This is a genomic window from Pseudoduganella sp. GW821-FHT12E03 (assembly GCF_058807115.1).
The window spans coordinates 336,616-362,595 of record NZ_JBXAQJ010000004.1 but is presented as its reverse complement, the minus strand read 5'-3'; the positions used below and the strand labels follow the sequence as shown (position 1 = coordinate 362,595).

Genomic DNA, 25,980 nt, shown 5'->3' with positions numbered 1-25,980 from the left:
CCGTGGCAACCGGGACGGCCATGGAACAGCAGGCGCTCGACGGCGCCCATTTGATCGGCGTCGACTGGGGCAGCACCAGCCTGCGCACGTTCCTGATCGGCGCCGACGGTGTGGCGCTGGCGGAGCGGGCCAACGGCAATGGCGCCTCCGTGATCGCCGGCGCGGGCGCCTTTGCCGCCACGCTGGACGACGTGGCCGGAGACTGGATGCGCGCCCGTCCCTCCCTGCCGGTGGTGGCGTGCGGCATGGTCGGCAGCCTGCATGGCTGGCGCGATGTGCCGTATGCGGCTTGTCCCGCCGATGCGCGGGCGCTGGCGGCGGGCATGCTGCCAAGCCCCGGCGGCGCTGAGTCAAGGAAAATCGCGATCGCTCCCGGCTTGCTGTGTGAAGACAGCGGTTTGCCGCCGGATGTGATGCGGGGCGAAGAAACGCAAATCATCGGCGCGCTGCACTTGCAGCCGCAATTGGCGGATGCGGCCTGCATCGTGCTGCCCGGCACCCACTCGAAATGGGCGCAAGTCCGGCATGGCAAGATCCGCCGCTTCGCCACCCACATGACGGGGGAGCTTTTCTCGGTGCTGCGCAAGCACTCCGTACTGGGCCGCCTGATGGAGGAGGGGCCGTTCAACGAAGCGTCCTTCCTGGAAGGTGTCGACGCGGCGCGGCGCGATGGCCAGCTGGGCGTGGCGCACCAGATGTTTGCGGCGCGCACCCTGGGCGTGACCGGCCGCATGGCCCCTGCGGCGCTGGGCGATTACCTGTCCGGCCTGCTGATCGGCCACGAATTGCGCGCCGGCCTCGCCTGGCGCGCGCAAGCGGGTCTGGACAGCGCGCCGCTGGCGCTGGTGGGCAGCGTGGAACTGTGCCGCCGTTACCAGCTGGCGCTGCGCCATTACAGCGGCGAACGCACGCTGGTGCTCGACAACACCGCTCCGGCCGGCCTGCTGTTGCTGGCGCGCGCCGCCGGTCTGGCCCCTTCGCAATCTTCATCCCTGGAATCCGCATGAGTACCGTATCCAATACCGCATTGAACCTGTTCGACAGCGCTTTCGACGCGCTGCCTTTGGTCGCCATCCTGCGCGGCATCCGTCCTGCCGAAGCGGAAGGCATCGGCGCCGCCTTGTACGAAGCGGGTTTCCGCATGATCGAAGTGCCATTGAATTCGCCGCAGCCGCTGGAATCGATTGCGCTGCTGGCGCGCAGCCTGCCAGCCGATGCGCTGCTGGGCGCGGGCACGGTGCTCAGTGTGGAAGCCGTGCATGGCGTGCGTGATGCGGGCGGCAAACTGATCGTGATGCCGCATGCGGACACGGAAGTGATCCGCGCCGCCAAGGCGGCCGGCATGTATTGCGTCCCGGGCGCCGCCACGCCGACCGAAGCGTTTGCCTGCGTGAAGGCCGGCGCTGACGCGGTGAAACTGTTCCCGGCCGAACTGGTGACGCCGCCGCTGCTGCGCGCCATGCGCGCCGTGCTGCCGGCCGATTTGCGTGTGCTGCCGGTGGGCGGCATCGCACCGGACACCATGGGTGAATACCGCGCCGCCGGTGCGGCCGGTTTCGGCCTCGGTTCCGCGCTGTACAAGCCGGGCATGAGCGCATCGACGGTGGGCGGCAATGCGCGCGCGTTTGTGCGCGCGTGGCGGGAACAGGTGTAATTGTGGCGTCATCCGTGCGCAAGGTACGCCCGGCGTCCGGCGCCGCCGCCCCGGATCCGGCGCGCGGCCGCGCTGATGCGGATGCCAGCGGTACGGAGCAGGCCGCAGCGGAACTTGCGCCGCGCCGCATCGGCGGCAACCGTCCCGTCACCTTGCTGAGCACCGGCCATGTCGATAGCCTGCGCTGGCACAACGGCCAATGGTGGTGGTGCGACCCGGACAGCGCGTCGATTTATACCTGGCAGGGGCAGTATGGCGAAGCGCCGGTCAAGCCGGTGCGTACCCGCTTGCCGGACCGCGCGGCGGCGCTGGCGTTTTGCGATTCAGGACGTGTCTTGCTGGCGCAAGCCAAGTGGCTGTGCTTTGCCGACCGCGCCACGCCGCCCGCGCTGGGCCTGGGACGGCGTCCGCCGCAGCCCGGCGTGGCGGTCGATCCGGCCGAACCGCGCACCGGTATCAGCGATGGCGCCGCGGACCGCCATGGCCATTTCGTGTTCGGCACCCGCAATCTGACGCCGGAAGCGCGCCAGATCGGCAGTTATTACCAGTATTCGCTGGCGCACGGCTTGCGCCGCCTGGCGCTGCCCGCCGCCGCCATGGCGCACAGTATCGCGGTCAGTCCCGATGGCCGCACCCTGTATTTCAGCGACGCCGCCACGCGCCGCATCATGCAGTGCGACTACGACGCGCAGGCCGCGAAAGTCGCGAACATCCGCCTGTTTGCGGACGTGCCGCACGCGCAGCCGCGCGGCGCCGTGGTCGATGCGGAGGGCTGCCTGTGGAGCGCGCATTTTGGCGCCGGCAAGGTGGCGCGCTACGCGGCCGATGGCCGCCTGCTGCACAGCGTCGCTTTGCCCGCGCAGTATCCGACTCAGCCCGCGTTTGGCGGGCCGCAATACGAACACTTGCTGGTGGGAGCCATGCCGCAGCCCGGCGCCGCGGGTGGCTTGTACCAGCTCGACACGGGTGGCGCGCATGGCTTGCCTGCCGCGCTGTTCAACGACCTGTAAGGTTCCGCACACAAAAACCGCGTATCGCCGCAGGGCGGCAAGGTCCGCCTTGCCGGCGCACGCGACTCATGGAGGAGAAAACATGGTAAACCGTATTAAAGATAAAGTCGCGATTGTGACCGGATCGACCCAGGGTATCGGCGCCGCAGTCGCCAAGCTGTTCGTGGAAGAAGGCGCGTACGTGGTGTACAACAGCCACGCCGATGACGAGGTGGCCGCCGCCATGCGTGCCTCGATGGACCCTGAGCGTTCGCTGTTCGTCCAGGGCGACGTGGCGGACTCGCAACAGATGCAGGCGCTGGTGGCGCAAGCGGTGGAACGATTTGGCCGGGTCGATATCGTCATTAACAATGCCGGTATCAATGTGTTTGCCGATCCGCTGGCACTGACGCGCGAGCAGTGGCAGCGCTGTTTCAATGTCGACCTCGATGGCGCGTGGAACGTCACGCAGGCGGCCTTGCCACACATGCTGGCGCGGGGCGCGGGCAGCGTGGTCAATATCGCATCGGTGCATGGCCACAAGATCATACCGGGCTGCTTCCCGTACCCGGTGGCGAAGCACGCCTTGCTGGGACTGACGAAATCACTGGGGATTGAATATGCGGCGCGCGGCATCCGCGTGAATTCGATTTCGCCGGGCTTGATCATGACGGAAAACACCCGCAAGTGGATCAACGAGGCGGCCGATCCGGCGGCCGAGGAAGCGCGCCAGACGGCGATCCTGCCGAGCAAGCGGATCGGCGAGCCGAAAGAGGTGGCGTATACGGCCTTGTTCCTGGCCAGCGACGAGGCGCGTTTTATCAACGCGACCGACATCCTGATTGACGGTGGCAGGACCGCTCTCTATCATGAATGAGTCTGTTTCTCTCACGTAACCCTATGTCAGACCCACGCGCAGACCGCTTTGTCCGGTCCCACCTGAAAACCCGCCATCTCGTGCTGCTGGTGGAGCTGGGCAAGCATGGGTCCATCCTGCATGCGGCGCAGGCGGCGAATTTGACGCAGCCCGCGGCCTCCAAATTGCTGGCGGAGCTCGAACATGCGCTTAATGTGCAATTGTTCGAGCGCCTGCCACGCGGCGTGGTGCCGACCTGGTATGGCGAAGTCATGATCCGCCGCGCCGGCGCGGCGCTGGCGGAAATGGATTCCGCACACCAGGAAGTGATGGAATTGCTGTCCGGCCTCAGCGGCCGGGTGGCGGTCGGCACCGTGCTGACGCCGTCAGCCGGGCTGGTGACGGATGCCGTCAAGCTGGTCAAGCAGCGCCACGCGAAGCTGCAGGTCTCGGTCACGGTCGATACCAGCAAATTGTTGACGGAGCGGCTGCGCGCCGGGGAACTCGATATGGTGATCGGCCGTATCCTGGACAGCACGCTGGCCAACGAATTGCATTTTGAACCCCTGACGGACGAACCGCACAGCCTGATCGCGGGCGCCGGCCACCCGCTGGCGGGCCGTACCGACCTGACCCTGGCCGACCTGGCCGCCACGCCGTGGGTCTTGCCGCCGGCCGGCAGTATCCTGCGCGACCGCCTGACCACGCTGTTCCTGTCAGCCGGGCTGGAGCCGCCGGTGGAGACCGTGGAAACCCTGGCGCTGCCGGTGCTGACATCGCTGCTGACCGGCAGCCGCATGGTGGCCGCCACGCCGGAGGAACTGGTGCGCCCTTACCTCGATACGGGCTTGCTGGTGGTGCTGCCATTCGATCTGGGCTTGCGCATGGATATGTACGGCATCATCACGCGCCAGCGCCACCGGCTGTCGCCCGGTGCGGAAACCATGCTGGCCGCGGTGCGCGAAGTGGCGGCATCGCGCTATCCACAGCGCCGCTGATCCCTGGCCCCGCCGTTGCGCCGGGGCCGCGCCACATCTGCTAGGCTAGGTCCATCGCCACTGCAACGAGGGATGCCATGAAAGCCCGCAACCTGTTCCGCGTTCCGGAAAAATTCACGCTGCGCGAAGACGATGCCGCGCGCAAGCCGCTGGAGGCCGGCAGAAAGGCCGGCAGCAAGGCCGGCGACAAGGAGCGCACGGAAGCGTTGCTGGAACAGGTCAACGATTTGCAAACCATGCTGTACGCGCAGCGCAAGCACAAGGTGTTGCTGGTGCTGCAGGGGATGGATACGTCCGGCAAGGATGGCGCCGTGCGTTCGCTGTACAGCAAGATCAATCCGGTCGGCTTGCGCACCGCCGCCTTCAAGGCGCCGACTGAACTGGAAGCCGGCTATGACTACCTGTGGCGCGTGCACCGCCATGTCCCCGCCAAAGGGGAAATGGTGGTGTTCAACCGCAGCCATTACGAAGAAGTGCTGATCACGCGGGTGCTGAAACGGATCGACAGCCGGGAATGTCAGCGGCGTTATGCGCAGATCCGGGATTTTGAGCGCATGCTGGCGCAAACCGGCACCACGATCCTTAAAGTCTTCCTGCACATTTCAAAAGATGAGCAGCGCAAGCGCCTGCAGGCGCGCATCGAGGATCCGAAAAAGCAGTGGAAATTCGACCAGTCCGACATCGACCAGCGCAAGAAATGGCGCGCCTTCCAGCGTGCCTATGAAGACGCCATCCTGGCCACCGATACCGACGATGCGCCATGGTATATCGTGCCGGCCGACGCCAAGCCGCACCGCGACCTGGCCATCGCGTCGCTGTTGCTGGAAACCCTGCAAGGCTTGCGGTTGCGCTGGCCGGCGCCGGATGCGTCGCTGGAAGGCTTGAAGATTCGCTGAAGGCCGGATGCAAACACGGCGCGACAGGCGTAGCATAGCGCTCTACCGTCATCACTCATGTCACCACGGAGCCCGGCATGCAACTCAACAATCCTTCCCTGCTGCGCCAGCAAGCCTATGTCAACGGCGCCTGGATCGGCGCGGACAGCGGCGAGACCCATCCCGTCACCAACCCCGCCACCGGTGCGCAGATCGGTGTGATTCCCAACCTGGGCGCGCTGGAAACGCGGCGCGCGATCGAAGCCGCCAATGCCGCCTGGCCCGCGTGGCGCAAGAAAACCGCCAAGGAGCGTTCCGCCATCTTGCGCAAATGGTCGGAACTGATGCTGGACAATGCGGAAGACCTGGCCTTGCTGATGACCACGGAACAGGGCAAGCCGCTGGCGGAGTCGCGCGGTGAAGTTGCCTATGCCGCGTCGTTCTTCGAGTGGTTTGCCGAGGAAGCCAAGCGCATTGCCGGCGATACGCTGGCGTCGCCGTGGCCCGATAAACGGCTGATCGTGACCAAGGAGCCGGTCGGCGTATGCGCCGCCATCACGCCGTGGAATTTCCCGCTGGCGATGATTACCCGCAAGGCCGCGCCGGCGCTGGCGGCGGGCTGCCCGATCGTGCTGAAGCCAGCCGAAGCCACGCCGTTTTCCGCGCTGGCGCTGGCGGTGCTGGCCGAACAGGCCGGCGTGCCGCCCGGCGTGTTTTCCGTCGTGACCGGGTCGCCGCGCGAGATCGGCGGAGAAATGACGTCCAACCCGATCGTGCGCAAGCTGAGTTTTACCGGGTCCACCGGCATCGGCCGCCTGCTGATGCAGCAGTGCGCCGCCACCATCAAGAAACTGTCGCTGGAACTGGGCGGCAACGCGCCCTTCATCGTGTTCGACGATGCCGACCTCGATGCGGCCGTGGAAGGGGCGATGGCGTCGAAATACCGCAATTCCGGCCAGACCTGCGTGTGTGCCAACCGCATTTATGTGCAGGATGGCGTGTATGACTCTTTTGCCGAGAAATTCGTGGCGGCGGTGGGCAAGCTCAAGGTGGGCAATGGCGCCGATGCCGGTGTGACGCAGGGGCCGCTGATTGACGACAAGGCCGTGCAAAAAGTCGAGGAACATGTGGCCGATGCGCTGGCCCAGGGCGGACGCTTGCTGCTGGGCGGCAAGCGCCATGCGCTGGGGCATGGGTTCTTTGAGCCGACCGTGATTGCCGATGTGACGCCGGCCATGCGCGTGTCCGGTGAAGAAACGTTCGGACCGCTGGCGCCGCTGTTCCGCTTTACCACCGATGACGAAGCCATCGCGCTGGCCAACAGCACGGAATTCGGCCTGGCCGCGTATTTTTATTCGCGCGATATCGGCCGCATCTGGCGCGTGGCGGAAGGGCTGGAATCGGGCATGGTGGGCGTCAATACCGGCTTGATTTCCAATGAAATCGCCCCGTTTGGCGGCGTCAAGCAATCGGGGCTGGGACGCGAAGGGTCGAAGTACGGACTCGACGAGTACCTGGAAATCAAATACATCTGCCTGGCCGGGATCTAAGGAGTCGTTCATAAATAACTGTCACAATTGGATCGGTTCTGGCGGGCGCGCTGCGGCGCGCTTGGCGCCTGCATCGCATTCCGCCAGAGCCGCTCTCTTGTGACATTTATTTGTTCACGGCTCCTAAGGCTTTAGAATCGTTTCTTTTTCTGCGCAAAACACCATGTTCAAGAAAATCGCTCCCGTTGTTGCCTTCGCTGCCGTGGCCCTGTCGGCCCAGGCGCCTGTCCATGCGCAACAGGCCACCGCTGCGGCTGCGGCGCCCGCCGCCTGCCCGGCCATCCTCAAGCAATCGTTCAACCGTCTGCAGGACGACGCGCCACAAAACTTGTGCCAGTACGCGGGCAAGGTGATCTTGGTGGTCAATACCGCCAGCTATTGCGGCTACACCAAGCAATATGAAGGGCTGGAAGCGCTGTATGCGAAATACGGCGCCAAAGGCCTGGTGGTGCTGGGCTTCCCATCGAATGACTTCGGCAAGCAGGAACCCGGCTCCGCCAAGGAAATCGCCGACTTGTGCTACAACACCTATGGCGTGAAATTCCCGATGTATGCGAAATCCGTGGTGTCCGGTTCCGCGCCAAACGCGTTTTATGCGGACTTGATCAAAGCGACGGGGAAAGCGCCCGCGTGGAACTTCCACAAATACCTGATCGACCGCAGCGGCAAGGTGGTGGACAGCTTCCCGAGCAAGGTGACGCCGGAAGACAAGCAGCTGGTGGGGGCGGTGGAAAAGGCGCTGGGGGGCTGAACGCCCCCAGTGTCCCCCCTGCGGTACTAGGCCGCGGCCGCCACGACTGATTTTTCCAGCGCAAACCCTTCATCGAGCCACCCGGTAATGCCGCCCGGCATCACCTTGACGGGACGGCCCAGTTTCGCCAGCCGCACGGCGGCGCGGGCGGCGCCGTTGCAGTGGGGGCCGGCGCAGTAGACCACGAACAGCGTGCCGTCCGGATACGCCGCCATTTTCGAGCCGATGATTTTACGGTGCGCCAGGTCGATCGCGCCCGGCACGTGGCCGGCCGCGTATTTTTCCGTGCCGCGCACGTCCAGCAACACGAAATCCTGCCGGCCGCTGGCGACGGCATCGTGCACGTCCCAGCAATCCGTTTCAAAGGTGAACGAGGCTTCGAAGTGGGCCAGGGCGTCGGCGCTGGAGGCGGCCGGGATTTCAGTGACGAGCGACATGTTGGTCTCCGTTGTTGGTTGCGATGGAGTCATTATCGGGGCGGCGCGCCAGGCGGCGTAGTGGCGCAAATGCCATTCTCCGGTAAGATTGCGCCATGCAAAAACATCTTGTTGTCGCCCTCGCTTACGACCGCCTGTGCACGTTTGAATTTGGCTGCGTGGTGGAATTGTTCGCGCTGGAACGCCCGGAACTGGGTGTGCCGTGGTACGACTTTGAAGTGGTGGCGGTGGAGCCGGGACCGATCCGCGCGGCGGGCGGCATTACCGTGCAGGCGCCCTATGCGCCGGAATTGCTGGCGCAGGCCGACACCATCGTGATTCCCGGCTGGCGCGATGCCGATGAAGCGCCTCCGCCCGCGCTGGTGGACGCGATCCGGGCGGCGTATGAACGCGGCGCACGGCTGTGTTCGATTTGTTCCGGTGTCTTTGTGCTGGCGGCCGCCGGTGTGCTCGATGGCAAACGCGCCACCACGCACTGGCGCTATACCGACCGGCTGGCCAAGCGCCATCCCGCCATCATCGTGCAGCCGGACGATTTATATGTCGATGCCGGACAGGTCATTACCTCGGCCGGGTCGGCGGCCGGCATCGATATGCTGCTGCACCTGGTGCGGCGCGATTATGGCGCACGTGTCGGCAACCTGGTGGCGCAGCGGCTGGTGGTGGCGCCACACCGCGAAGGTGGGCAAGCCCAGTTTTTGCCGCGTCCGATGGCGCATGACGAGCAAGGCCGGCTGTCGCGGCTGATGGACTGGCTGCGCGCCAATCCATCGCTGCCGCATACCGTGAACAGCATGGCGCAGCGGGCCGCCATGAGCCCGCGCACCTTGCAGCGGCAATTCCAGGATGCCACCGGCATGGGCGCGCTGGAATGGCTGATCCATGAGCGCGTCGCGCTGGCCAAGGATTTGCTGGAAACCGCGGAGATCCCGCTGGCGCAAGTGGCGGAGCGGGCCGGCTTCGGCTCCGAAGAATCGCTGCGCCACCACTTCCGCCGCCTGGCCGCCACCAGCCCCGGCGCCTACCGCCGCCAGTTCGCCGGCGCGGACTGACCCACAGCAGAGTCCGCTGTGTCACACCATTGGGGTCTGACCCCGTTTATGACAAAAGTGGACATTTCCCGGGAGCGATGTCCACTTTTGTCACATATGGGGTCTGACCCCAGGGGGGACATGGGGGCTTGTGCTGGCAATCGAACAGGCCTAATCTTGCAAGTCCACCAACCTGAAACATGGAGATTGCCATGCCGTACGTCGATGGATTCGTCTTGCCGGTACCGAAAGCCAATGTCGAGGAATATAAAAAAATGGCGCTGCGATGCGCCGATGTGTGGCGCGAGCATGGTGCGCTCGAGTACCGCGAGTGCATTGCGGAAGATGTGAAGCCGGGCGAGCACACGTCGTTCCCGCAAGCCGTGAAACTCGAAGACAACGAAACCGTGATCTTTGCGTGGATCGTCTATGAATCCCGCGCCAAGCGCGATGAAGTCAATGAAAAAGTCATGAAAGATCCGCGCCTGGCGGAAATGATGGATCCCAAGAAATTGCCGTTCGACGGCAAGCGCATGTTCTGGGGCGGCTTCGACATGATGATCCAGAAGTAACGCTATACTTTCAACGGCAGCGTCAGCAGGAAGCGCGTCCCGTCATTGGGCGCGCTGGCGACCTGGATCTGGCCATTTAAGACCGTGGTGGCAATGTTGTAGCACACGTATAAGCCCAGGCCGCTGCCGCCCGCGCCCATTTTCGTCGTGAAAAACGGGTCGAAGATGCGGTGCAAATTGGCTTCCGGTATCCCCACGCCATCATCGGCGATCGTTAATTCCAACAAGCCGGAAGGCGCGATGTCCGCACGGATATGGATACTGCCATGGCTGCGTCCCTCAAACCCGTGCAGTACGGCATTGTTGATCAGGTTGGTGATGATTTGCCCCAGCGGGCCGGGGAAGCTGTCCAGCTCGATCGAACGGTCGATGCAATGGATGACTTCGTAGGGCGTGCTTTTCAAAGTCGGTGTCAGCAGCAGGATGGTTTCCGTCACCACATCGGTCAGCCGGAATTTGCGGCGCTGCGCACTGGTGCGGTCCACCGCCACCTGCTTGAAACTGTTGATCAGGCTGCCTGCCCGTTCCAGGTTGCGCTGCAAGATATCGCCGACCTCGTTCGCCTCGAGTAAATATTTTTCCAGCGCCGAGCGGGTCAACCCTTTGCCTTCCTGTAAATCCCTGGCCATGCTGCGGCTCAAGTCCGTCAAGGTGCTGGCAATCAGCAAACCATTGCCGATCGGCGTATTCAATTCATGCGCAATGCCGGCCACCATGGCGCCCAGCGCCGCCAGGGTTTCACTGCGGACCAGTTCCGCCTGCGCCAGGTTGAGCTGCGCCACGGTCTTTTGCAATTCCCGCGTCGTGTGGTACAGGTTCAAATGCGTGGTCAGCCGCATCAGCACTTCTTCCGCCTGGAACGGCTTGGTGATGTAATCCACACCGCCGGCCTGGAAGCCCGCCATCTTGTCGCGGGTTTCACCGAGCGCGGTCATGAAAATCACCGGGATGTTGCGGGTGCGGGTATCGTCTTTCAGGCGGCGGCAGGTGGCCAAGCCATCCATCACCGGCATCATGACGTCCAGCAAGATCAAGTCGGGGTGCAGGAATTGCGCCCGCATCACGCCTTCTTCGCCATCTTGCGCCACCACCACGCATAAATCGTGCTGTTCCAGGTAATCGACCAGCACGCCCAGGTTGGCGGGCGTGTCGTCGATGATCAAGACGGTTTTTTGTGGGGAACTCATGACGGCAACCCCAGGTGGTGTTGCGCCAGCGCCAGGATGGCGCGCGACTGGTAGCCATCCGCCAATGCCTGCAGCCGCGCGGCAAAGGGGCGGTAGCGGGCGTCACGCGCGCCGAGTTCCGTGGCGAAACGGTGGATGCTGCGCATATTGCCGGTCATGGCCAGCGCATACAGTTGTTCGATATCGGCCGGCGGCGGCGCCAGCAGCGGCGCGTCGGTCGGCGGCTCCGCCGCGGCGGTTTCGCAAGTGATCCAGCGCAGCCGCAGGCAGGCGCCGATGTGCTCCAGCAACGCGGGCTGGTTGATGGGCTTGGGCAGGAAGGCATTGGCGCCCGCATCCAGGCTGGCCGCTTCACCCGCCAGGGAAATGCTGGCCGACACCGCAATGATGGGGACGTGGCGCAGCAAGGGATCGGCCCGCACGCGGCGCATCAATTCCAGGCCATCGATGCCGGGCATGGCGATGTCCGTGATGACCAGGTCCGGCAAGTCGCGCCGCATGCTGTCCAGGCCGGACTGGCCATCGACGGCTTCCCACGTGATGAAGCCCAATCCTTCCAGCAAATCCGCCAGCATGGTGCGATTGCCATCCTGGTCGTCAATCACCAGCACGCTGCGGCGCGCCCCTTCATAGCCGGCAATCACCGGCGCCGCATGGCTGGCCGCCGTGCCGGCCGCCAACGGCAGCACCAGTTCAAACCAGAAGCGGCTGCCTTCGTCGGGCAAGCTTTGCACTTCGATGCGGCCGCCCATCAAGGTGACGATTTGCGCACTGATGGCCAGGCCCAGTCCGGTGCCGCTGGCGCGCCGCCCGACGTCGCCGGCCTGTTCGAAGGGCTGGAAAATGCGCGTCAGTTCTTCATCCGTCATGCCGACACCGCTGTCATGGACGGTGAAGCGCAACCGTACTTCGCCAACGGCATCGTGGGGCCGGTGTTGTACCCGCAGGCTGACCTGGCCGGACGGGGTGAATTTGATGGCATTGCCCAGCAAGTTCAGCAACACCTGGCGCAAGCGTTTTTCATCGCACAGCACGGCGGCCGGCAAGCCCGGTTCCAGGGTGCTGACAAAGCGCAGCAGCTTTTCTTCCGCCTTGACGCGGACGATGTCGCCAATACCGTCGATAAAGGCCGCCAGCACCACCGGTTGCGGCTCCAGTGTGAACCGGGCGGCTTCGATGCGGGACAGGTCCAGCACGTCATTGATCAGCGCCAGCAAGTGCGAGCCGCTGCGTTCGATGGTGCCGATGCCGCGCTGTTGCCGCTCGGACAGGCCGCCATCGCGGTCGAGTATTTGCGCGTAACCGAGGATGGCATTGAGCGGCGTGCGCAATTCGTGGCTCATGTTGGCCAGAAACTGGCTTTTGGCCTGTGTCGCGCTTTCCGCCTCGGCCCGCGCCGCCTGCACCGCCGCATTCAGGCGCTGCAATTCATCGTTTTGCTGGCGCAAGGCGTCGGTGCGTGCGGCCACCTGGTTTTCCAGGAAGCGGTTGGCGGTGGCCAGCAAGGTGTGCATTTCTTCATCGGCATGGCGGCCCAGTTCCGCGTGCAGGCTGGTGGCGGTGCGCAATTGCTGGGCTTGCGTCAGCGCCCGCGACAGGGCCGCCAGCGGGCGCGACAGCGTGTAATAAAACACCACCGTCACGGCCAGCGCCAGGCCCATGTTTTTCAGGATATCGAACAAGACCGTCAGTCCGGCCCGCTCGAGCACGCCGGCGGCCAGGATCCCCGCATCGACTTGCACCGTGACGCGGCCGATCGGTTCCTTCAGGCTGATGGCATGCAGCGGCAAGGTGAATTCCCGTTCGCCCCGGGTCAGCCAGTCCGCCAGCCACGCCATGCGGCCAGGCGCCAGCGGCCGGGAACGCTGCGCCAGGACGGCGCCGGTTTCCGTGGCAATCACGGCGCTGTGGATGGGCTGGTACATCAGCAAGCTGTCGACCACGCCTTCGGCCAGGTAGGGGCTGACGCTGAATGCCGCCTGGCCGGCAGGGCGGCTCAGGCCGTCCAGCACTTGCCGGATGGTGGCGCGTACGTTTTGCCGCTCATTGTGCAAATCGATGGCGATCTGGATCGTGGAAAACAGCGCGCTCAACAGGAGCGCCACCGCCAGCACCCGCGCAGCCTGGCGGATATGCAGGCGGTTCAGGTAGCCAGCTGTTGCATGCAGCCTGTTCATCAATGTTTCGCGGCAAAGATCTGCCGGCGCAGGGCATCGGCCAGCTTGCGGGCGTCGTCATCGAGCCACGTGGAGTAATGGGCGGCCAGCGCATCGCGCACGCCGGGTTTGGCCAGCGCCGCGTTGAGCTTGCGGATCACGGCCTGGCCCTGTTCGCTGTTGGCGCACGCCACGTGGTTGACCGCCACCTCGGCCTGCTCATCGAGTGCATAAAAGGCCAGCGCCTTGAGGTCGTCCACGGTGCGCCCGCCCAGGTAATACGGGACTTCGAACGGCTGGCCCAGCATGCCGTCGATGCGCTTGGCGATCACCATTTGCGTCAGGTTGCGCGACGCGTCCGGCGTGCTGAGGGCGAACAGCTGGGATTTGTCGCGGTACGGCTTCAAGACCGCGTCCACCGGGCCGCCATAGCTGCGCGCGGAATCGATGCCGAGGTGGAGTTTGCCATCGGAAAGTAGCTTGTCCAGGACGATCTTGCCTTTGGTATTGACATAGGGCGCGATGCGGGCGGCGTCGCCCCGGCGCACAAACATGCCAGCTGGCAATGCCGCCAGGGTGGGCACGGAAAACGTCATGAATTGTTCCCGTTCTGCATTGCGGATCAGGCCGGGATTACAGGCTTGCGGATCGGATTTCAGCATCATGGCGATGCGCTGGATCGGCACCACCACCACGTTGTGCTTGTAATCGGGCAAGGCGGGAATCAATTGCTGGTGCAGCGCCATTTCAATGAAGCCGGCGCCCTTGTGCGGGCCGTCGGCAATCACCAGCGGCGCGATGTCATACAGGTACCACGTGATTTCCTGCCCGGCCGAGGCGGAGGCGGCGCAGCCCAGCCAGAGCGCGCCCAGGGCGGCTGTTTTCCATTGTGCTGGCTGGTCCATGGCGCTCTCCCGGCAGCTGTTGGCTCAGGACTACTCTTGCATTGTAGGCCATTGCTGGGACGCAAAGGTGGTAACAATGCCGCATTGCTTGCAGCATGGAATGCTGATGGGACGTCAGGCGGCGAGGGTGACGGGCATCGCGCCGCGCAGGGCATTGCACAGGACAATCTGGTCGGCGCGGGCCAGCATCGCGCGCGTGACGATAGCTTCCGTGGCGTTCCATGCCGGATCGTCCAGCAACACGCTGCGCATGACGCCAGGCAACAATCCGCACGCCAGCGGCGGCGTCAGCCAGCGGCCATCGACGTGCACGAAGACGTTGCTGCGGCCACCTTCCGTCAATTCGCCCCGTTCATTAAAGAACAGCATGTCGAACGCGCCTTGCACTTCGGCGGCGCGCCAGGCGGCGTCATAGCGGGCCCGGATGCTGCTTTTGTGGCGCAGGAAGAGGTCGTCCGCCGTGGTGGTGTCCGGGGCCAGCAACACGCGCACGGGGGCGGTCAGCGGGGCCAGGACGCCATGTTGGACCGACAAGGCGCCGCCGGCGCCGGACACCGGCGCGGTGCTGTCCCGGGCGGCAGCCGGGTTGGCCGGTAGGGGCGCTCCGTCAGTACGCAAAGCAGCCGGGTTGGCCCGCATGGCCAGCCGCAGCCGCATCGGCGTCCCCGCCGGGAAAGTGGCGCAAGTTTGCCGCAGCAGTACGCGCGCCGCCGCCTCGTCCCAGCCATAGCCGAAATAGCGGGCCGACGCGGCCAGCCGCGCCAGGTGGCGTTCCAGGTGGCGCACGCCGTCTTCGCGGGTCGCGTACATGGTTTCAAACAGCTCGCATGTATTGGCCAGGCCGGTCAGGAAACGCGCCTTCAACTGGCATTCGGCATATTCATCGGCCGGATCGCTGTCGTACACGATACCGGCGCCCACACCCAGTTCGCCCCGGCGCACGCCCGCTACCTGCGGCTGCAGCGACAGGGTGCGGATCGGCACCGACATGCAGAACGGGCCGATTTTTGCTATGGGCGCCGCGCCGTCAGGCCGGGCATCCTGATTATTTCCAGGTGACGGTGGCGCGAACCAGCCGATCGCGCCGGTGTACAGGCCGCGCGGCGCAGGTTCCAGTTCCGCGATGATTTCCATGGTGCGGCGCTTGGGCGCGCCCGTGATCGAGCCGCACGGGTACAGCGCATCAAACAGTTCGGCCAGGCCGGCGTCGGGCCGCAATTGCGCCTGCACGGTGGACGTCATTTGCAGCACGCTGCTGTAGCGGCGCACGTCGAACAGCGCCGGGACTTTCACGGTCCCGGTTTGCGCGATGCGGCCGATATCGTTGCGCAGCAAGTCCACGATCATCAGGTTTTCCGCGCGGTTCTTGGCATCGTTGGCCAGGGCCGTGGCGCGGCGCGCGTTTTCCGCATCGTCCGTGGCGGCGGGCGCGGTGCCTTTCATGGGCCGCGCCGTCAATTCGCCATCGGCATGGCGCACAAACAATTCCGGCGACAGCGACAGCACGGCGCTGCCGTCGTCCGGCGCGATCAGGGCGCCGTACGGCACCGGCTGGCGCGCGCGCAGGCGCTGGTACAGCGCGAAGATGGAACCGTAGGCGTCGAAACGCAGGCGGTACGTATAGTTGACCTGGTAGGTGTCGCCGGCGGCGATGTAGTCGCGGATGCGGTTGATGGCATCGGTGAATTGCGCTTGGTCGACATTGGCGGCGATGCCGGCAATACCGGCGATCTCCTCGTCCCCGCTCCCGGCGCGCGCCGCCAGCCACGCCGCCACGTCCGCCTGCGACAGCAGGGCGCATTGGTCAAACACCAGCACGCGCGCGGTGGGCGCCGCCGCATCGGCGGCGGGATGGGACGGCATGCCGAGGAGATGCGCGCCCAGTTCATAGGCGCACAGGGTGACCGCGTGGCGGCCTTGCGCCAGGTGTTCTTCCATTTGCGCCAGCACCGCGCGCCAGGCGCGGTTGGCCTCCTGCGCGCCACCCTGGCCATCGCAGCGCAGGGTCGCCACATGGCCCGTGTACAGGCGCGAACGGGCTTGCGCCAGTCCGTCCGGGCTGGCGTCGTCCAGCAGTGCGAAGACTTCGTGCTTCATGGTTACAGCAGCAGCGCGATGTGCAGCGCCGTGTCCTGCGTCGGGTCGAGTTTGAAGCCGCTCTTGGCATAGCGGTGCCAGCGGCCGATCACATACGCCAGCAGCACGCAGGCGCGCGCGCCGATGTCGTCCTCGTGGCCATAGTCTTCCGTGGTGGCCAGCCGCAAGGCCTGGCGCAGCGCCAGTTCGATCCGTTCATGCAGCTGGTTCATGCGGTGTTGCAGGCGCTCGTCTTCGCCCACCAGCGCATCGCCGGTCAGTACGCGGGTCATGCCGGGATTGCTGGCCGAAAATTGCAGCAGCATGCCGACGATGTCGCGCACCTGCGCCACGCCGCTGGCCTGCTTTTCCATGATCTGGTTGATGACGCCAAACACGCTGGTTTCGATGAAATCGATCAGCCCTTCAAACATTTGCGCCTTGCTGGCGAAATGGCGGTACAGCGCCGCTTCGGAAAATTCCAGCTTGCGGGCCAGCGCCGCCGTGGTGATTTTCTCGCCTTTCGGTTGTTCCAGCATTTCTGCCAACGCGACGAGGATTTGCTGCCTGCGCTGGCCGGGCGGTGTGCTTGCCATGATAGGGAAGTAAAAGTGATCGAAAAGGTATTAACGCTGCCGCACCAGGCGCGGTACGCGCGCCGGCAGGTGCCGGACAGATTTTACTTTGACATCGACCCACTGCGGTCGGAAAAAACGCCCCGGCACATGCGCCATGCCGATCGGGTCTGCCATTTTCAGGTATTGCGTAACCCATGCGGTGCGCATGCCCAGGCCGCGCGCGGCGCGCAGGTTGGCCAGGGTGTCTTCCACCAGGATGCAGCGGCTGGGCGCGGCCTTTTGCTTTTTCATCACGTTGCGCAGCATCAGGCGCGACGGCTTGGGACGCAAATGGCGGTGGATGCGCATGTGTTCAATCGCGATATGGTGCGAAAACTGGCGGTGGATGCCGAGGATGCGCAGCACGTCGCGCGAATAGCGGTGCGGCGCATTGGTCAGCAAGACCTTGCGGCCGGGCAGGGCGCGCAGCAGCTGGCCGAGTCCCTTTTCCGCCCGCACCATGGCGGCCAGTTCCGGGAAGTCGTGCGTGACCTTCAGGAAGTGGGCGGAATCGACGCCGTGGTGCTTGACCAGTCCCAGCATGGTGGCGCCATAGCGTTGCCAGTACAGGGTGCGCGCCGCGTTGACGGCGTCCGCGCCGGCCGGCTCGCCGGTACCGCTCTCCTCGCCCAGCACGCGGGCGATATAGGTATTCATGTTGGCGGTGATGGCCGGAAAAATCGCGTGCGACGCATTGTGCAGCGTATTGTCCAGATCAAACAGCCAGACCGGGGAGGAACGGGGTATATTCACGGCAGATGAGGGGAAATCATGCAACGCCAGATTATAGTTTTATTTTGCACTCTGCTTCTGTGGTTTGGGATGCCGGTGCAAGCGGCGGAACCACCCGCCACAACCACCATCCCCAACCGCGGCGCGCTGTTCAAGCTGGAACACGGCGGCCATACCGCCTACCTGTTCGGCACCATCCACGTTGGCGCGGCGGATTTTTATCCGCTGGAACCCCGGGTGACGGCGGCGCTGAACGAAGCGTCCGTGCTGGCGCTGGAAATCGATCCGCTGGGCGACCAGGCCGCGATTGCCCGCGCGGTGCGCGACCATGGCATGGCCCGCCAGGGCCGTGGCGCCGTGGCCGATGAATTATCCCCGGCCTATCGTCCCCGATTGCAGCAATTGCTGCGCCGCTATGCGATTGCGCCGGAAACCGTGGCGCCGATGAAGCCGTGGATGGTGGCCAGCCTGCTGACCATCAGCGAATTCGTGGCGCTGGGCTATGACCCGTCACTGGCGGTCGATGCGTGGCTGTCGCGCCAGGCGAAGGCGCGCCAGGTGAGGGTGGTGGAGCTGGAATCGGTGGCGGGGCAAATGATGCTGTTTAACCGCATGAGCAATGCGGACCAGGCGCGCTTCCTGGAAGAGGGCATCGCCGCCATCGAAGACGAGGAACAGGCCAGACAGGCGCGTGACATCGTCAATGCGTGGCGCCACGCGGACCAGGCCGGACTCGATGCGATTGCCCGCAAGGCGCAAGAAGACGACACGTTTTCCGGCCAGTTCGTGCAGCGCGTGCTGCTGGACCAGCGCAATCCGACCCTGGCGGCCAGTATTGCCAGCCTGCTGGCGCGCGAACGCCACAGCTTTGCGGCGATTGGCGTGCTGCACCTGGTCGGCAAAGGCAATGTGCCGGAATTGCTGCGCAAACGCGGCATCACGGTGCAACGGATTTACTGAGCTTGGGGATTGACTGCGAAAACTGCGGGAGGAACAACAGGAAGAGAATGGTGCCCTTGACGTGGATTGAACACGTGGCCTCTCCCTTACCAAGGGAGTGCTCTACCACTGAGCTACAAGGGCATTTATTTTGGCGGCTGTGGTAACTGCTTCACCGCCAAAAAATTAGTGAGACCGGATCATAGTGCCAAAAGCTTGTTCCGTCAAGACTTCCAGCAACAAAGAATGTTCGATGCGGCCATCGATGATGTGCACGGTGTTCACGCCGGACTTCGCGGCGTCCAGTGCGGACGAGATTTTTGGCAGCATGCCGCCGGAAATCGTGCCGTCAGCGAACATTTCATCGATTTCACGGGCCGACAGGTCGGTCACCAGCTTGCCGTTCTTGTCTTGCACGCCGGCGATGTTGGTCATCATGATCAGCTTTTCAGCTTTCAGGATTTCAGCGATCTTGCCCGCCACCACGTCGGCATTGATGTTGTACGCCTGGCCATCCTGGCCGAAACCGATTGGCGAAATGATCGGGATGAAGGCGTCGTCTTGCAGCGCCTTGACGACGGCCGGGTTGATGGCGTCGATTTCGCCGACAAAGCCGATGTCGAGGAACTGGCCTGGATTTTCGCGGTCCGGCATCGCCATCTTGCGGGCGCGGATCAAGCCGCCATCCTTGCCGGTCAGGCCGACAGCCTGGCCGCCGTAGTGGTTTATCAGCATGACGATGTCTTGCTGCACTTCGCCGCCCAGCACCCACTCCACCACTTCCATGGTTTCTTCGTCGGTGATCCGCATGCCTTGCACGAACGTGCCCTGCTTGCCGATTTTCTTCAGCGCGTTATCGATTTGCGGGCCGCCGCCGTGCACCACCACCGGGTTCATGCCGACCAGTTTCAGCAAGATCACGTCGCGCGCGAAACCGTGTTTCAGGCGCTCGTCGGTCATCGCATTGCCACCGTATTTGATGACGATGGTCTTGCCATGGAAGTTGCGGATGTACGGCAGCGCTTCGGCCAAAATTTGCGCCTTGATCTGAGGTGAAACCTTCGTCAAGTCGCTGGCAGGCACGTCCAGGGTCAGATTGGAGAGAGTCGTCATGGCAATTCCGGTAAAAGTATGAGTGCAGGTGCGTTTGAGCGGGATTTTACAGCCAACTTGCGATTATAGGGCCTTTTGCGGATTGTCAATTCCGATGCGTTCCGCTACGCTGGCTCCCCATGAACGACCCCGACCACCTGCACCGCCAGCTTGAAGCCATGCGGCCCCAGCTTGTCCGTTTTGCATTATTGCAATTGAGGAACATTTCGCTGGCGGAAGATGCCGTGCAAGACACCCTGATCGCGGTGCTGGAACAGCCGGACCGCTTCCAGGGCCAGTCTTCGCTGCGCACCTATGTGACGGGTATCCTCAAATTCAAAATTATCGACAGCCTGCGCGCGGCCACCCGTGAGCGGCCGATCGAGTGCGCCGACGGCGAGAGCGAAGATGACGCCATCGATGCGCTGTTCCGCGCCGACGGCCATACCGTGGACATGCCGCGCCAGTGGGGCGATCCGGACCGGACACTGGAACAAAAAGACTTCTTTCGTGTGCTGGAAACCTGCCTGGAAAAGTTGCCGGCCCAGGCCGCGCGCATTTTCATGATGCGCGAGTGGCTGGAACTGGAGACGGAAGAAATCTGTAAGGAACTGGCGATCTCTTCGTCTAATGCATGGGTGCTGCTGTACCGGGCGCGCTTGCGGCTGCGCGAATGCCTGGATCTCCATTGGTTCGGCGCCCGTTCCGCATAGGCCTATCATGGAAAAAGACGGACTGAAACCCACCTGCCGCGAAGTGCACCGCCTGGTGTCCGAAGGGATGGACCGCGACCTGACCCTGGTTGAACGCACCCGCATGCGCCTGCATTTGCTAGTGTGCGGCGCCTGCACGCGCTTCAACCAGCAAATGGACACCTTGCGCGGCGCCATGCGCAATTTCCCGCTGGGCGGCGACGATGGCGACCAACCCGGAGACAAACCATGAGTACCTGCAAGCGCTGCGGTGCGGAATTCAACTGTGCGATGGCCGATGGCAATGACGGCGGCCCGTGCTGGTGCACCGCCATGCCGCCCGCCGTGCCCGTGCCCTCCACCGATACCGATGTGACTTGCTGGTGCCCCGCGTGCCTGAAACTGCATATCGAACAACGGGACGCACAGCGCCGCGCCGCCGCCGGCGACGCCCCGCAATAATCCATGGCGGCCCGGCATGGGGGTCGCATTGACGAATTCAACGAAAGACCATCATGCGCTTCCAGGACATCCGCATCAGTGTCCGCATTACCGCCGGCTACGCCATCCTGATCTTGCTGATGATGGGCGTGATCCTGGTCGGCGTCTCCCGTATTTATTCGATCCGCGCTGAAACCGATCACATCCTCAGCATGGACTGGGCGGCCGCCGCCGCCGTTAACAATATCGATACCCAGTCGCGCGAAGCGGCCACCCGCATCGTCACCTTGATCATCCAGAAAAAGCTGGAACATCGGATCGACAGCTATGCGCGCATCGACGCCATCAAGCTCAATATCGACCGCGAACTGCAGCGGCTGGCGGAGCTGGACGCCACGCCGGAAGCGCTGGCGCTGATTGAGAAAATCAAGCAGGCGCGCGCCGATTACTATGACTCGTTCATCGCGGTGGCGGACATGGTGGAAGCGGAAGACCGCGAAGTGGCGGAAGAACGCATGAACCGCCATGCCTTGCCGGCGCTGAACCGCCTGCTGGGCGTGATCCATGAACTGGACCAGTTGCAGCAGCACCAGGTGATGGCCAGCGCCGCCCGCGCGCAGGCCGACATCAATTCGTCGCTGATGGCGATGTCGCTGTTCGGACTGGCCGCTGTGTTGGTGGCGGTGGGCTTTGCCTATTCCGCCCGTTCCATCACCCGTCCGCTCGACGAAGCGATTGCGATTGCCACCCGCGTCGCGCAGGGCGATTTGAGCATGGTGATCGAAGCCACCTCGAAAGATGAAACTGGCGAATTGCTGCGCGCATTGAAGCACATGACGGTCAGCCTGGCGGCCGAGCAGCAATTGCGGCACGCGGTGGAAGTGGCGGAAGACGCAACCAAGGCCAAGTCCGACTTCCTGGCCAACATGAGCCATGAAATCCGCACGCCGATGAATGGCATCATCGGCATGACGCACCTGGCCCTGCAGACGGATTTGACGCCGAAGCAGCGCAATTACCTGGAAAAGGTGGAATCGGCCGCGCGCCACTTGCTGGGCATCATCAACGACATCCTGGACTTTTCCAAGATCGAAGCGGGCAAGATGAATTTTGAACGCATCGACTTCTTCCTGGAAGATGTGATGGCGCAGATCGCCGACCTGTCCGTCATGCGCGCGCAGGACAAGGGGCTGGAACTGTTGTTCGACATCGCGCCGGATGTACCGACCGCGCTGATGGGCGACCCGCTGCGCTTTGGCCAGGTGCTGATCAACCTCACCAACAACGCCATCAAGTTCACGGAACAGGGTGAGATCGTGGTCACGATCCGGATGCTGGAACGGCTCGACGACAGCGTGCGCCTGCGGCTGGAAGTGCGCGATACCGGCGTGGGCCTGACGCCGGCCCAGCAGGCCAAGCTGTTCAAGGCTTTCAGCCAGGCCGACACCTCCACCACGCGCCACCATGGCGGCACGGGCCTGGGCCTGACCATCTGCAAGCGGCTGGTGGAAATGATGGATGGCGAAATCGGGCTGGAAAGCGAAGCGGGTGTGGGCAGCACGTTCTGGTTTACGGCGACATTCGGACTGGCCGCCGCACCGCTGCTGGAAATGAAACCGGACGCCGATGTTTCCGCCGTGCGCGTGCTGGTGGTGGACGATAACGCGACGGCCCGTGAAATCTTCCTCGGCATGCTGCAATCGATGAAGTTCGACGCCGCCGCCGCCGACAGCGGCGCCAAGGCGCTGCAACTGGTGGCGCAGGCGCGCGCCGACGGCAAACCGTTTGGATTGGCGCTGGTGGACTGGCAAATGCCGGGCATGAGCGGGGTCGAACTGGTGCAGGCGCTGCACGCGCAGGCGGAGGAAATCGGCGTGGATCCTCCGCGCACCATCATGGTGACCGCGTATAACCGCGATGTGCTGCTCGACGAGGCGCGCGATATCCGGCTCGATGGCTTGCTGAACAAGCCGGTCAGCGCCTCGACCCTGCTGGACGCCGTGTCGTCGGTGTATGGCAAGGGCTTCTCGGAATGCCGCCGCACGCGCCGTGCGGCCGATTACCAGTCCGCGGCGATGGCCGTGCGGGGGGCATGGCTGCTGCTGGTGGAAGACAATGAAATCAACCAGGAAGTCGCGCAGCAAATCCTCGGTGACGCCGGCGTCCGCGTGGATGTGGCGAGCAATGGCGCCATGGCGCTGGCGAAAATCGCTGTCAACGATTATGACGGTGTGCTGATGGATTGCCAGATGCCGGTCATGGATGGCTATGACGCGACCCGCAAGCTGCGCGAAAACCCCCGCTATGCGGCATTGCCGGTGATTGCCATGACGGCCAACGCCATGGTGGGCGACAAGGAAAAATGCCTGGCGGCGGGTATGAATGACTTCATCGCCAAGCCGGTCGAGGTGGCGCAGCTGTTCGCCACGCTGGCGCGCTGGGTCAAGGTGAGCAATCCGCAGCCGGTGGAAACCGTGGCGCCGCCGCCGGAGGCGTCGCTGCCGATGATCCCGGGCCTGAAACTGGATGCGGCGCTGCAGCGCGTGGGCGGCAACGTGAAGCTGATGCGCAAGCTGCTGGCGCGCTTCGCGGAAACGCAGATGGATGTCATGCAGCGCATCAATGATGCGATTGAAAACAACGACCTGGCGGCCGCCACGCGCGAAGCGCACACCACCAAGGGCCTGGCCGGCAATATCGGCGCTGCCGGCGTGGCCGACAGCGCCGCGCGGCTGGAACACATGCTGGCGCAGGGGAGCGTGGATGGCCGCGATGCCGCGCTGGCCGGACTGACACTGGAATTGCAGGAAGTGGTGGGTGTGATCTTGCTGGCGCTCGATGCGCGCCGTCCTGGCTCGGCGGCGGCCGGCACGCCTGCCGCCAGCACCGACCCGGAAGCGCTGCTGGCCGCCATGCGTGACATGGCGGCGCTGCTGGCGCAGGATGACGCCCAGGCGGCGCGCCTGGCCGAGGGGCTGGAAGCGCAATTGCAGGCGGCGGGGCAGGGCGAGCATGGCCGCCAACTCAGGCGGCAGATTGCGCAGTATGATTTCGAAGGAGCGCTGGCGCAGTTGCATGAAGCAGCAGGCGCGTTGCAGGTCACCTTATAATTTTAACTATCATGACAGCTACGCAAGCCAAACCCACCATCCTGGTGGTGGACGACACGCCGGACAACATCGACCTGCTGTGTGCCATCCTCGAACAGGATTACCGCACCAAGATTGCCGTCAACGGCGAACGGGCCTTAAAGATCGCCAATGGCGACAGCAAGCCGGACCTGATCCTGCTCGACATCATGATGCCGGGCATGAGCGGCTATGACGTGTGCAAGCAGTTAAAGGCCAACCCCGCCACGCGCGACATTCCCGTGATCTTTGTGACGGCCATGAGTGAAATCTCGGACGAGCAAATGGGCTTGTCGCTGGGTGCGGCCGATTACATCACCAAGCCGGTGTCGGCGCCGATCGTGCTGGCCCGCATCAAGACGCAACTGGCGATGAAGCGGGTGCACGATTTCCTGCGGGACCAGAACACTTTCCTCGATGCGGAAGTCAAACGCCGCACGCAGGAAGTGGCGGCGTTGCAGGACGTGGCGATCCACACCATGGCGTCGCTGGCGGAAACGCGCGACAACGAGACCGGCAACCATATCCGCCGCACCTCGTGGTATGTGAAAGCGCTGGCGGAGCGCCTGCGCCACCATCCGCGTTTTTCGCACTTCCTCGACGATCAAACCATTGAATTGCTGTTCAAGTCCGCGCCGCTGCACGACATCGGCAAGGTGGGCATCCCGGACCGCATTTTGCTCAAGCCGGGCCGCTTCGAACCGCATGAAATGGAAATCATGAAGACCCATACCACGCTGGGGCGCGATGCCATCATCTCGGCCGAGCGGGAGCTGGGCATCGAAGTGGATTTCCTCAAATATGCCAAGGAAATCGCCTACGGCCACCAGGAAAAATGGGATGGCAGCGGCTACCCGGAAGGGCTGGCCGGCGATGCGATCCCGATTTCCGCGCGCCTGATGGCGCTGGCCGACGTGTATGACGCCCTGATCAGCCGCCGCGTGTACAAGGAAGGCATGTCGCACGAGCAGGCGGTCGCCATCATCACCGAGGGCCACGGCAAGCATTTCGATCCCGACATCACCGATGCCTTCCTCGACATCCAGAAGCAATTCGTGGAAATCGCGCAGCGTTATGCCGATACGGACCACGACATGGACAAGAAACGCGAGCGTATCGAACTGTTCACGAAGGACGCCTGATGCAACCTGTGCAACCGTACTGGGTGGATTTGCTGGGGTACGTGGCGGCGTTTTGCACCACGATCGCGTTTGTGCCGCAAGTCGTGCTGGTGTGGCGGCGGCGCAGCGCGGAAGGGGTGTCGACCCTGATGTACATCGTGCTGACGATGGGCATCGCGCTGTGGTTCACCTATGGCGTGCTGCTGCAATCGTGGCCGATCGTCATTGCCAATGGCGTGACCCTGATGCTGGCGCTGGCCGTGCTGGGGATGAAGTGGCTGTTCCGGGGGAGGATGCCGCGCGATGACAGGTTGACGGTGATACGGTCGAATCGGTAGATACTACTTAGTCAATCTAACTACAGCGCTTATATCTCGGCCATCGAGAGATGTTTTGATGTCGTAACTATAATATTCGTCTGTGAATTTAGAGTCGTTTGCATGGTGTAGTACGAGATTTCCAGCATAGGAACATTGGTCATTGCAGGTGAAGCCTAGCAATTTGAGCTGGTCATTTTTGTCGCCGCGAGATAGATTTTCATTCATGAAAGCCCTGAGCGGCCCCATTATTTCACTCTCAGTTTTATAGGGCGGCCACTGATATAAAAAATCAGCTAACTTCCCGGATCCCAAATGGCGCGGATCCATAGTGGATCTCATTATATTAATTTCAATATGCTCCTGAGCACCAGCATCAGGAACAGTAATCCTGTAAGTGGTACGGGCTGATTGCGTCCAGGTAGCGGCCGTTACTTTGGACCCATAAACAGCGCTGTATTCGCATTTTCTGCCAGAGCAATGAAAGCCCAGATTGGTGAAGGCAACTTCGGGAGCCTGGCTGGCATGAATACGTTCTTCATTGAGACGCTTAAGAATTTTTTCTTTCAGTGCGTTCTTGTTATCGCTGCCAGAGACACCACGAATGATGTCACCCATAGGACTTTGGTCAATGCCCGAGAGGTCGCGGGTGTAAAGCGGCGTATGGGCTGGAATTTGTGCATTGGCGGTCATCGCTACCGTCATGAGCAGCATAAATTTCATGGTCATCATTTTTAATTTTCAATATTAAATTGATGATAATTGAATAGGTCATGCAGTGATCGGCATGAATGCTAAGAAATATTTTCTTTGGAACTTGTATATTTCAACGCGTTGCCAGCCAGTTACCCGACAGGGGATCTC

The 25,980-nt window shown here is 63.3% G+C and carries 26 protein-coding genes and 1 tRNA gene; 17 read left to right on the top strand and 10 right to left on the bottom strand.

The genetic code is table 11. From position 1 onward, the window contains the following. The first annotated feature begins 2 nt into the window (after positions 1–2). The 8 genes from AC1RRC_RS12490 (at position 3) to AC1RRC_RS12455 (ending at position 7,673) form a co-directional block, all read left to right on the top strand. Positions 3–1,007 (top strand): 2-dehydro-3-deoxygalactonokinase, encoded by a 1,005-nt coding sequence (locus AC1RRC_RS12490; RefSeq protein WP_493055795.1) that lies wholly within the window; start codon positions 3–5, stop codon positions 1,005–1,007. Next, entirely contained in the window at positions 1,004–1,654 is a 651-nt protein-coding gene (locus AC1RRC_RS12485; RefSeq protein WP_493055793.1) for a 2-dehydro-3-deoxy-6-phosphogalactonate aldolase, read from the top strand. Before AC1RRC_RS12490 ends, AC1RRC_RS12485 begins: the two co-directional genes overlap by 4 nt. Before the next feature lie 14 nt (positions 1,655–1,668). Further along, positions 1,669–2,664 (top strand): SMP-30/gluconolactonase/LRE family protein, encoded by a 996-nt coding sequence (locus tag AC1RRC_RS12480; RefSeq protein ID WP_493055792.1) that lies wholly within the window; start codon positions 1,669–1,671, stop codon positions 2,662–2,664. Between the two features lie 82 nt (positions 2,665–2,746). Then, positions 2,747–3,520, top strand: coding sequence for an SDR family oxidoreductase (locus tag AC1RRC_RS12475; protein WP_493055791.1), 774 nt, complete (start codon positions 2,747–2,749; stop codon positions 3,518–3,520). 23 nt (positions 3,521–3,543) lie between these two features. After that, entirely contained in the window at positions 3,544–4,497 is a 954-nt protein-coding gene (locus tag AC1RRC_RS12470) for a LysR substrate-binding domain-containing protein (protein WP_493055790.1), read from the top strand. A 77-nt stretch (positions 4,498–4,574) separates the two neighbouring features. After that, complete coding sequence (locus AC1RRC_RS12465) at positions 4,575–5,393, top strand: PPK2 family polyphosphate kinase (RefSeq protein ID WP_493055789.1); 819 nt, start codon at positions 4,575–4,577, stop codon at positions 5,391–5,393. A 77-nt stretch (positions 5,394–5,470) separates the two neighbouring features. Beyond that, entirely contained in the window at positions 5,471–6,922 is a 1,452-nt protein-coding gene (locus AC1RRC_RS12460; protein ID WP_493055788.1) for an NAD-dependent succinate-semialdehyde dehydrogenase, read from the top strand. Positions 6,923–7,085: 163 nt separating this feature from the next. Continuing rightward, positions 7,086–7,673, top strand: a complete 588-nt coding sequence (locus AC1RRC_RS12455; protein ID WP_493055787.1) for a glutathione peroxidase — start codon at positions 7,086–7,088, stop codon at positions 7,671–7,673. A 26-nt stretch (positions 7,674–7,699) separates the two neighbouring features. Here AC1RRC_RS12455 and AC1RRC_RS12450 read toward each other — a convergent pair whose 3' ends face one another. Next, a complete protein-coding gene (locus AC1RRC_RS12450) occupies positions 7,700–8,110 on the bottom strand; it encodes a rhodanese-like domain-containing protein (protein WP_493055786.1) in 411 nt (136 codons plus the stop codon). A gap of 95 nt (positions 8,111–8,205) precedes the next feature. Between AC1RRC_RS12450 and ftrA the strand changes: the two genes are divergently transcribed. After that, the gene (gene ftrA, locus AC1RRC_RS12445; RefSeq protein ID WP_493055785.1) at positions 8,206–9,162 is read left to right on the top strand and encodes a transcriptional regulator FtrA; all 957 of its coding nucleotides are present in this window, start codon (positions 8,206–8,208) and stop codon (positions 9,160–9,162) included. Between the two features lie 191 nt (positions 9,163–9,353). Next, positions 9,354–9,713, top strand: a complete 360-nt coding sequence (locus tag AC1RRC_RS12440) for a DUF1428 domain-containing protein (RefSeq protein ID WP_493055784.1) — start codon at positions 9,354–9,356, stop codon at positions 9,711–9,713. A gap of 2 nt (positions 9,714–9,715) precedes the next feature. Here AC1RRC_RS12440 and AC1RRC_RS12435 read toward each other — a convergent pair whose 3' ends face one another. The 6 genes from AC1RRC_RS12435 to AC1RRC_RS12410 form a co-directional block, all read right to left on the bottom strand. Next, entirely contained in the window at positions 9,716–10,900 is a 1,185-nt protein-coding gene (locus AC1RRC_RS12435; protein ID WP_493055783.1) for a sensor histidine kinase, read from the bottom strand. Beyond that, the gene (locus AC1RRC_RS12430) at positions 10,897–13,077 is read right to left on the bottom strand and encodes an ATP-binding protein (RefSeq protein ID WP_493055782.1); all 2,181 of its coding nucleotides are present in this window, start codon (positions 13,075–13,077) and stop codon (positions 10,897–10,899) included. The genes AC1RRC_RS12435 and AC1RRC_RS12430 overlap by 4 nt, the downstream gene beginning before the upstream one ends. Next, positions 13,077–13,961, bottom strand: coding sequence for a TIGR02285 family protein (locus AC1RRC_RS12425; protein WP_493055781.1), 885 nt, complete (start codon positions 13,959–13,961; stop codon positions 13,077–13,079). The genes AC1RRC_RS12430 and AC1RRC_RS12425 overlap by 1 nt, the downstream gene beginning before the upstream one ends. 114 nt (positions 13,962–14,075) lie before the next feature. Then, positions 14,076–16,058 (bottom strand): aminodeoxychorismate synthase component I, encoded by a 1,983-nt coding sequence (gene pabB / locus AC1RRC_RS12420; protein WP_493055780.1) that lies wholly within the window; start codon positions 16,056–16,058, stop codon positions 14,076–14,078. Positions 16,059–16,060: 2 nt separating this feature from the next. Beyond that, entirely contained in the window at positions 16,061–16,633 is a 573-nt protein-coding gene (gene slmA, locus AC1RRC_RS12415) for a nucleoid occlusion factor SlmA (protein WP_493055779.1), read from the bottom strand. Between the two features lie 30 nt (positions 16,634–16,663). Next, a complete protein-coding gene (locus tag AC1RRC_RS12410; protein ID WP_493055778.1) occupies positions 16,664–17,407 on the bottom strand; it encodes an HAD-IA family hydrolase in 744 nt (247 codons plus the stop codon). 69 nt (positions 17,408–17,476) lie between these two features. Here AC1RRC_RS12410 and AC1RRC_RS12405 point away from each other — a divergent pair, with 69 nt between their 5' ends. Then, entirely contained in the window at positions 17,477–18,346 is an 870-nt protein-coding gene (locus tag AC1RRC_RS12405) for a TraB/GumN family protein (RefSeq protein WP_493055777.1), read from the top strand. Between the two features lie 48 nt (positions 18,347–18,394). On the opposite strand, the gene AC1RRC_RS12400 is transcribed toward AC1RRC_RS12405, so the two are convergent. After that, positions 18,395–18,469: transfer RNA gene (locus AC1RRC_RS12400), tRNA-Thr, on the bottom strand. A gap of 42 nt (positions 18,470–18,511) precedes the next feature. After that, positions 18,512–19,438 (bottom strand): acetylglutamate kinase, encoded by a 927-nt coding sequence (argB, locus tag AC1RRC_RS12395; protein ID WP_493055776.1) that lies wholly within the window; start codon positions 19,436–19,438, stop codon positions 18,512–18,514. Positions 19,439–19,557: 119 nt separating this feature from the next. On the opposite strand from argB, the gene AC1RRC_RS12390 reads away from it, so the two are divergent. From AC1RRC_RS12390 to AC1RRC_RS12365, 6 genes are read left to right on the top strand one after another with little or no spacing between them, the layout of a single operon-like run. Next, positions 19,558–20,130, top strand: a complete 573-nt coding sequence (locus tag AC1RRC_RS12390; protein ID WP_493055775.1) for a sigma-70 family RNA polymerase sigma factor — start codon at positions 19,558–19,560, stop codon at positions 20,128–20,130. 7 nt (positions 20,131–20,137) lie between these two features. Continuing rightward, a complete protein-coding gene (locus AC1RRC_RS12385) occupies positions 20,138–20,362 on the top strand; it encodes a zf-HC2 domain-containing protein (RefSeq protein WP_493055774.1) in 225 nt (74 codons plus the stop codon). After that, a complete protein-coding gene (locus tag AC1RRC_RS12380; RefSeq protein WP_493055773.1) occupies positions 20,359–20,571 on the top strand; it encodes a cysteine-rich CWC family protein in 213 nt (70 codons plus the stop codon). The genes AC1RRC_RS12385 and AC1RRC_RS12380 overlap by 4 nt, the downstream gene beginning before the upstream one ends. A 53-nt stretch (positions 20,572–20,624) precedes the next feature. Next, positions 20,625–23,660 carry a response regulator gene (locus AC1RRC_RS12375; RefSeq protein WP_493055772.1) on the top strand — a complete coding sequence of 1,012 codons (3,036 nt, stop codon included), beginning with the start codon at positions 20,625–20,627 and terminating at the stop codon, positions 23,658–23,660. An 11-nt stretch (positions 23,661–23,671) separates the two neighbouring features. Beyond that, positions 23,672–24,820 carry a response regulator gene (locus AC1RRC_RS12370; RefSeq protein ID WP_493055771.1) on the top strand — a complete coding sequence of 383 codons (1,149 nt, stop codon included), beginning with the start codon at positions 23,672–23,674 and terminating at the stop codon, positions 24,818–24,820. After that, complete coding sequence (locus tag AC1RRC_RS12365) at positions 24,820–25,137, top strand: SemiSWEET family sugar transporter (protein ID WP_493055770.1); 318 nt, start codon at positions 24,820–24,822, stop codon at positions 25,135–25,137. The genes AC1RRC_RS12370 and AC1RRC_RS12365 overlap by 1 nt, the downstream gene beginning before the upstream one ends. A gap of 3 nt (positions 25,138–25,140) precedes the next feature. Here the strand turns inward: AC1RRC_RS12365 and AC1RRC_RS12360 are convergent, their stop codons facing one another. Further along, positions 25,141–25,848: a hypothetical protein gene (locus AC1RRC_RS12360; RefSeq protein WP_493055769.1), complete on the bottom strand. Its 708-nt coding sequence runs from the start codon at positions 25,846–25,848 to the stop codon at positions 25,141–25,143. Positions 25,849–25,980 lie beyond the last annotated feature (132 nt).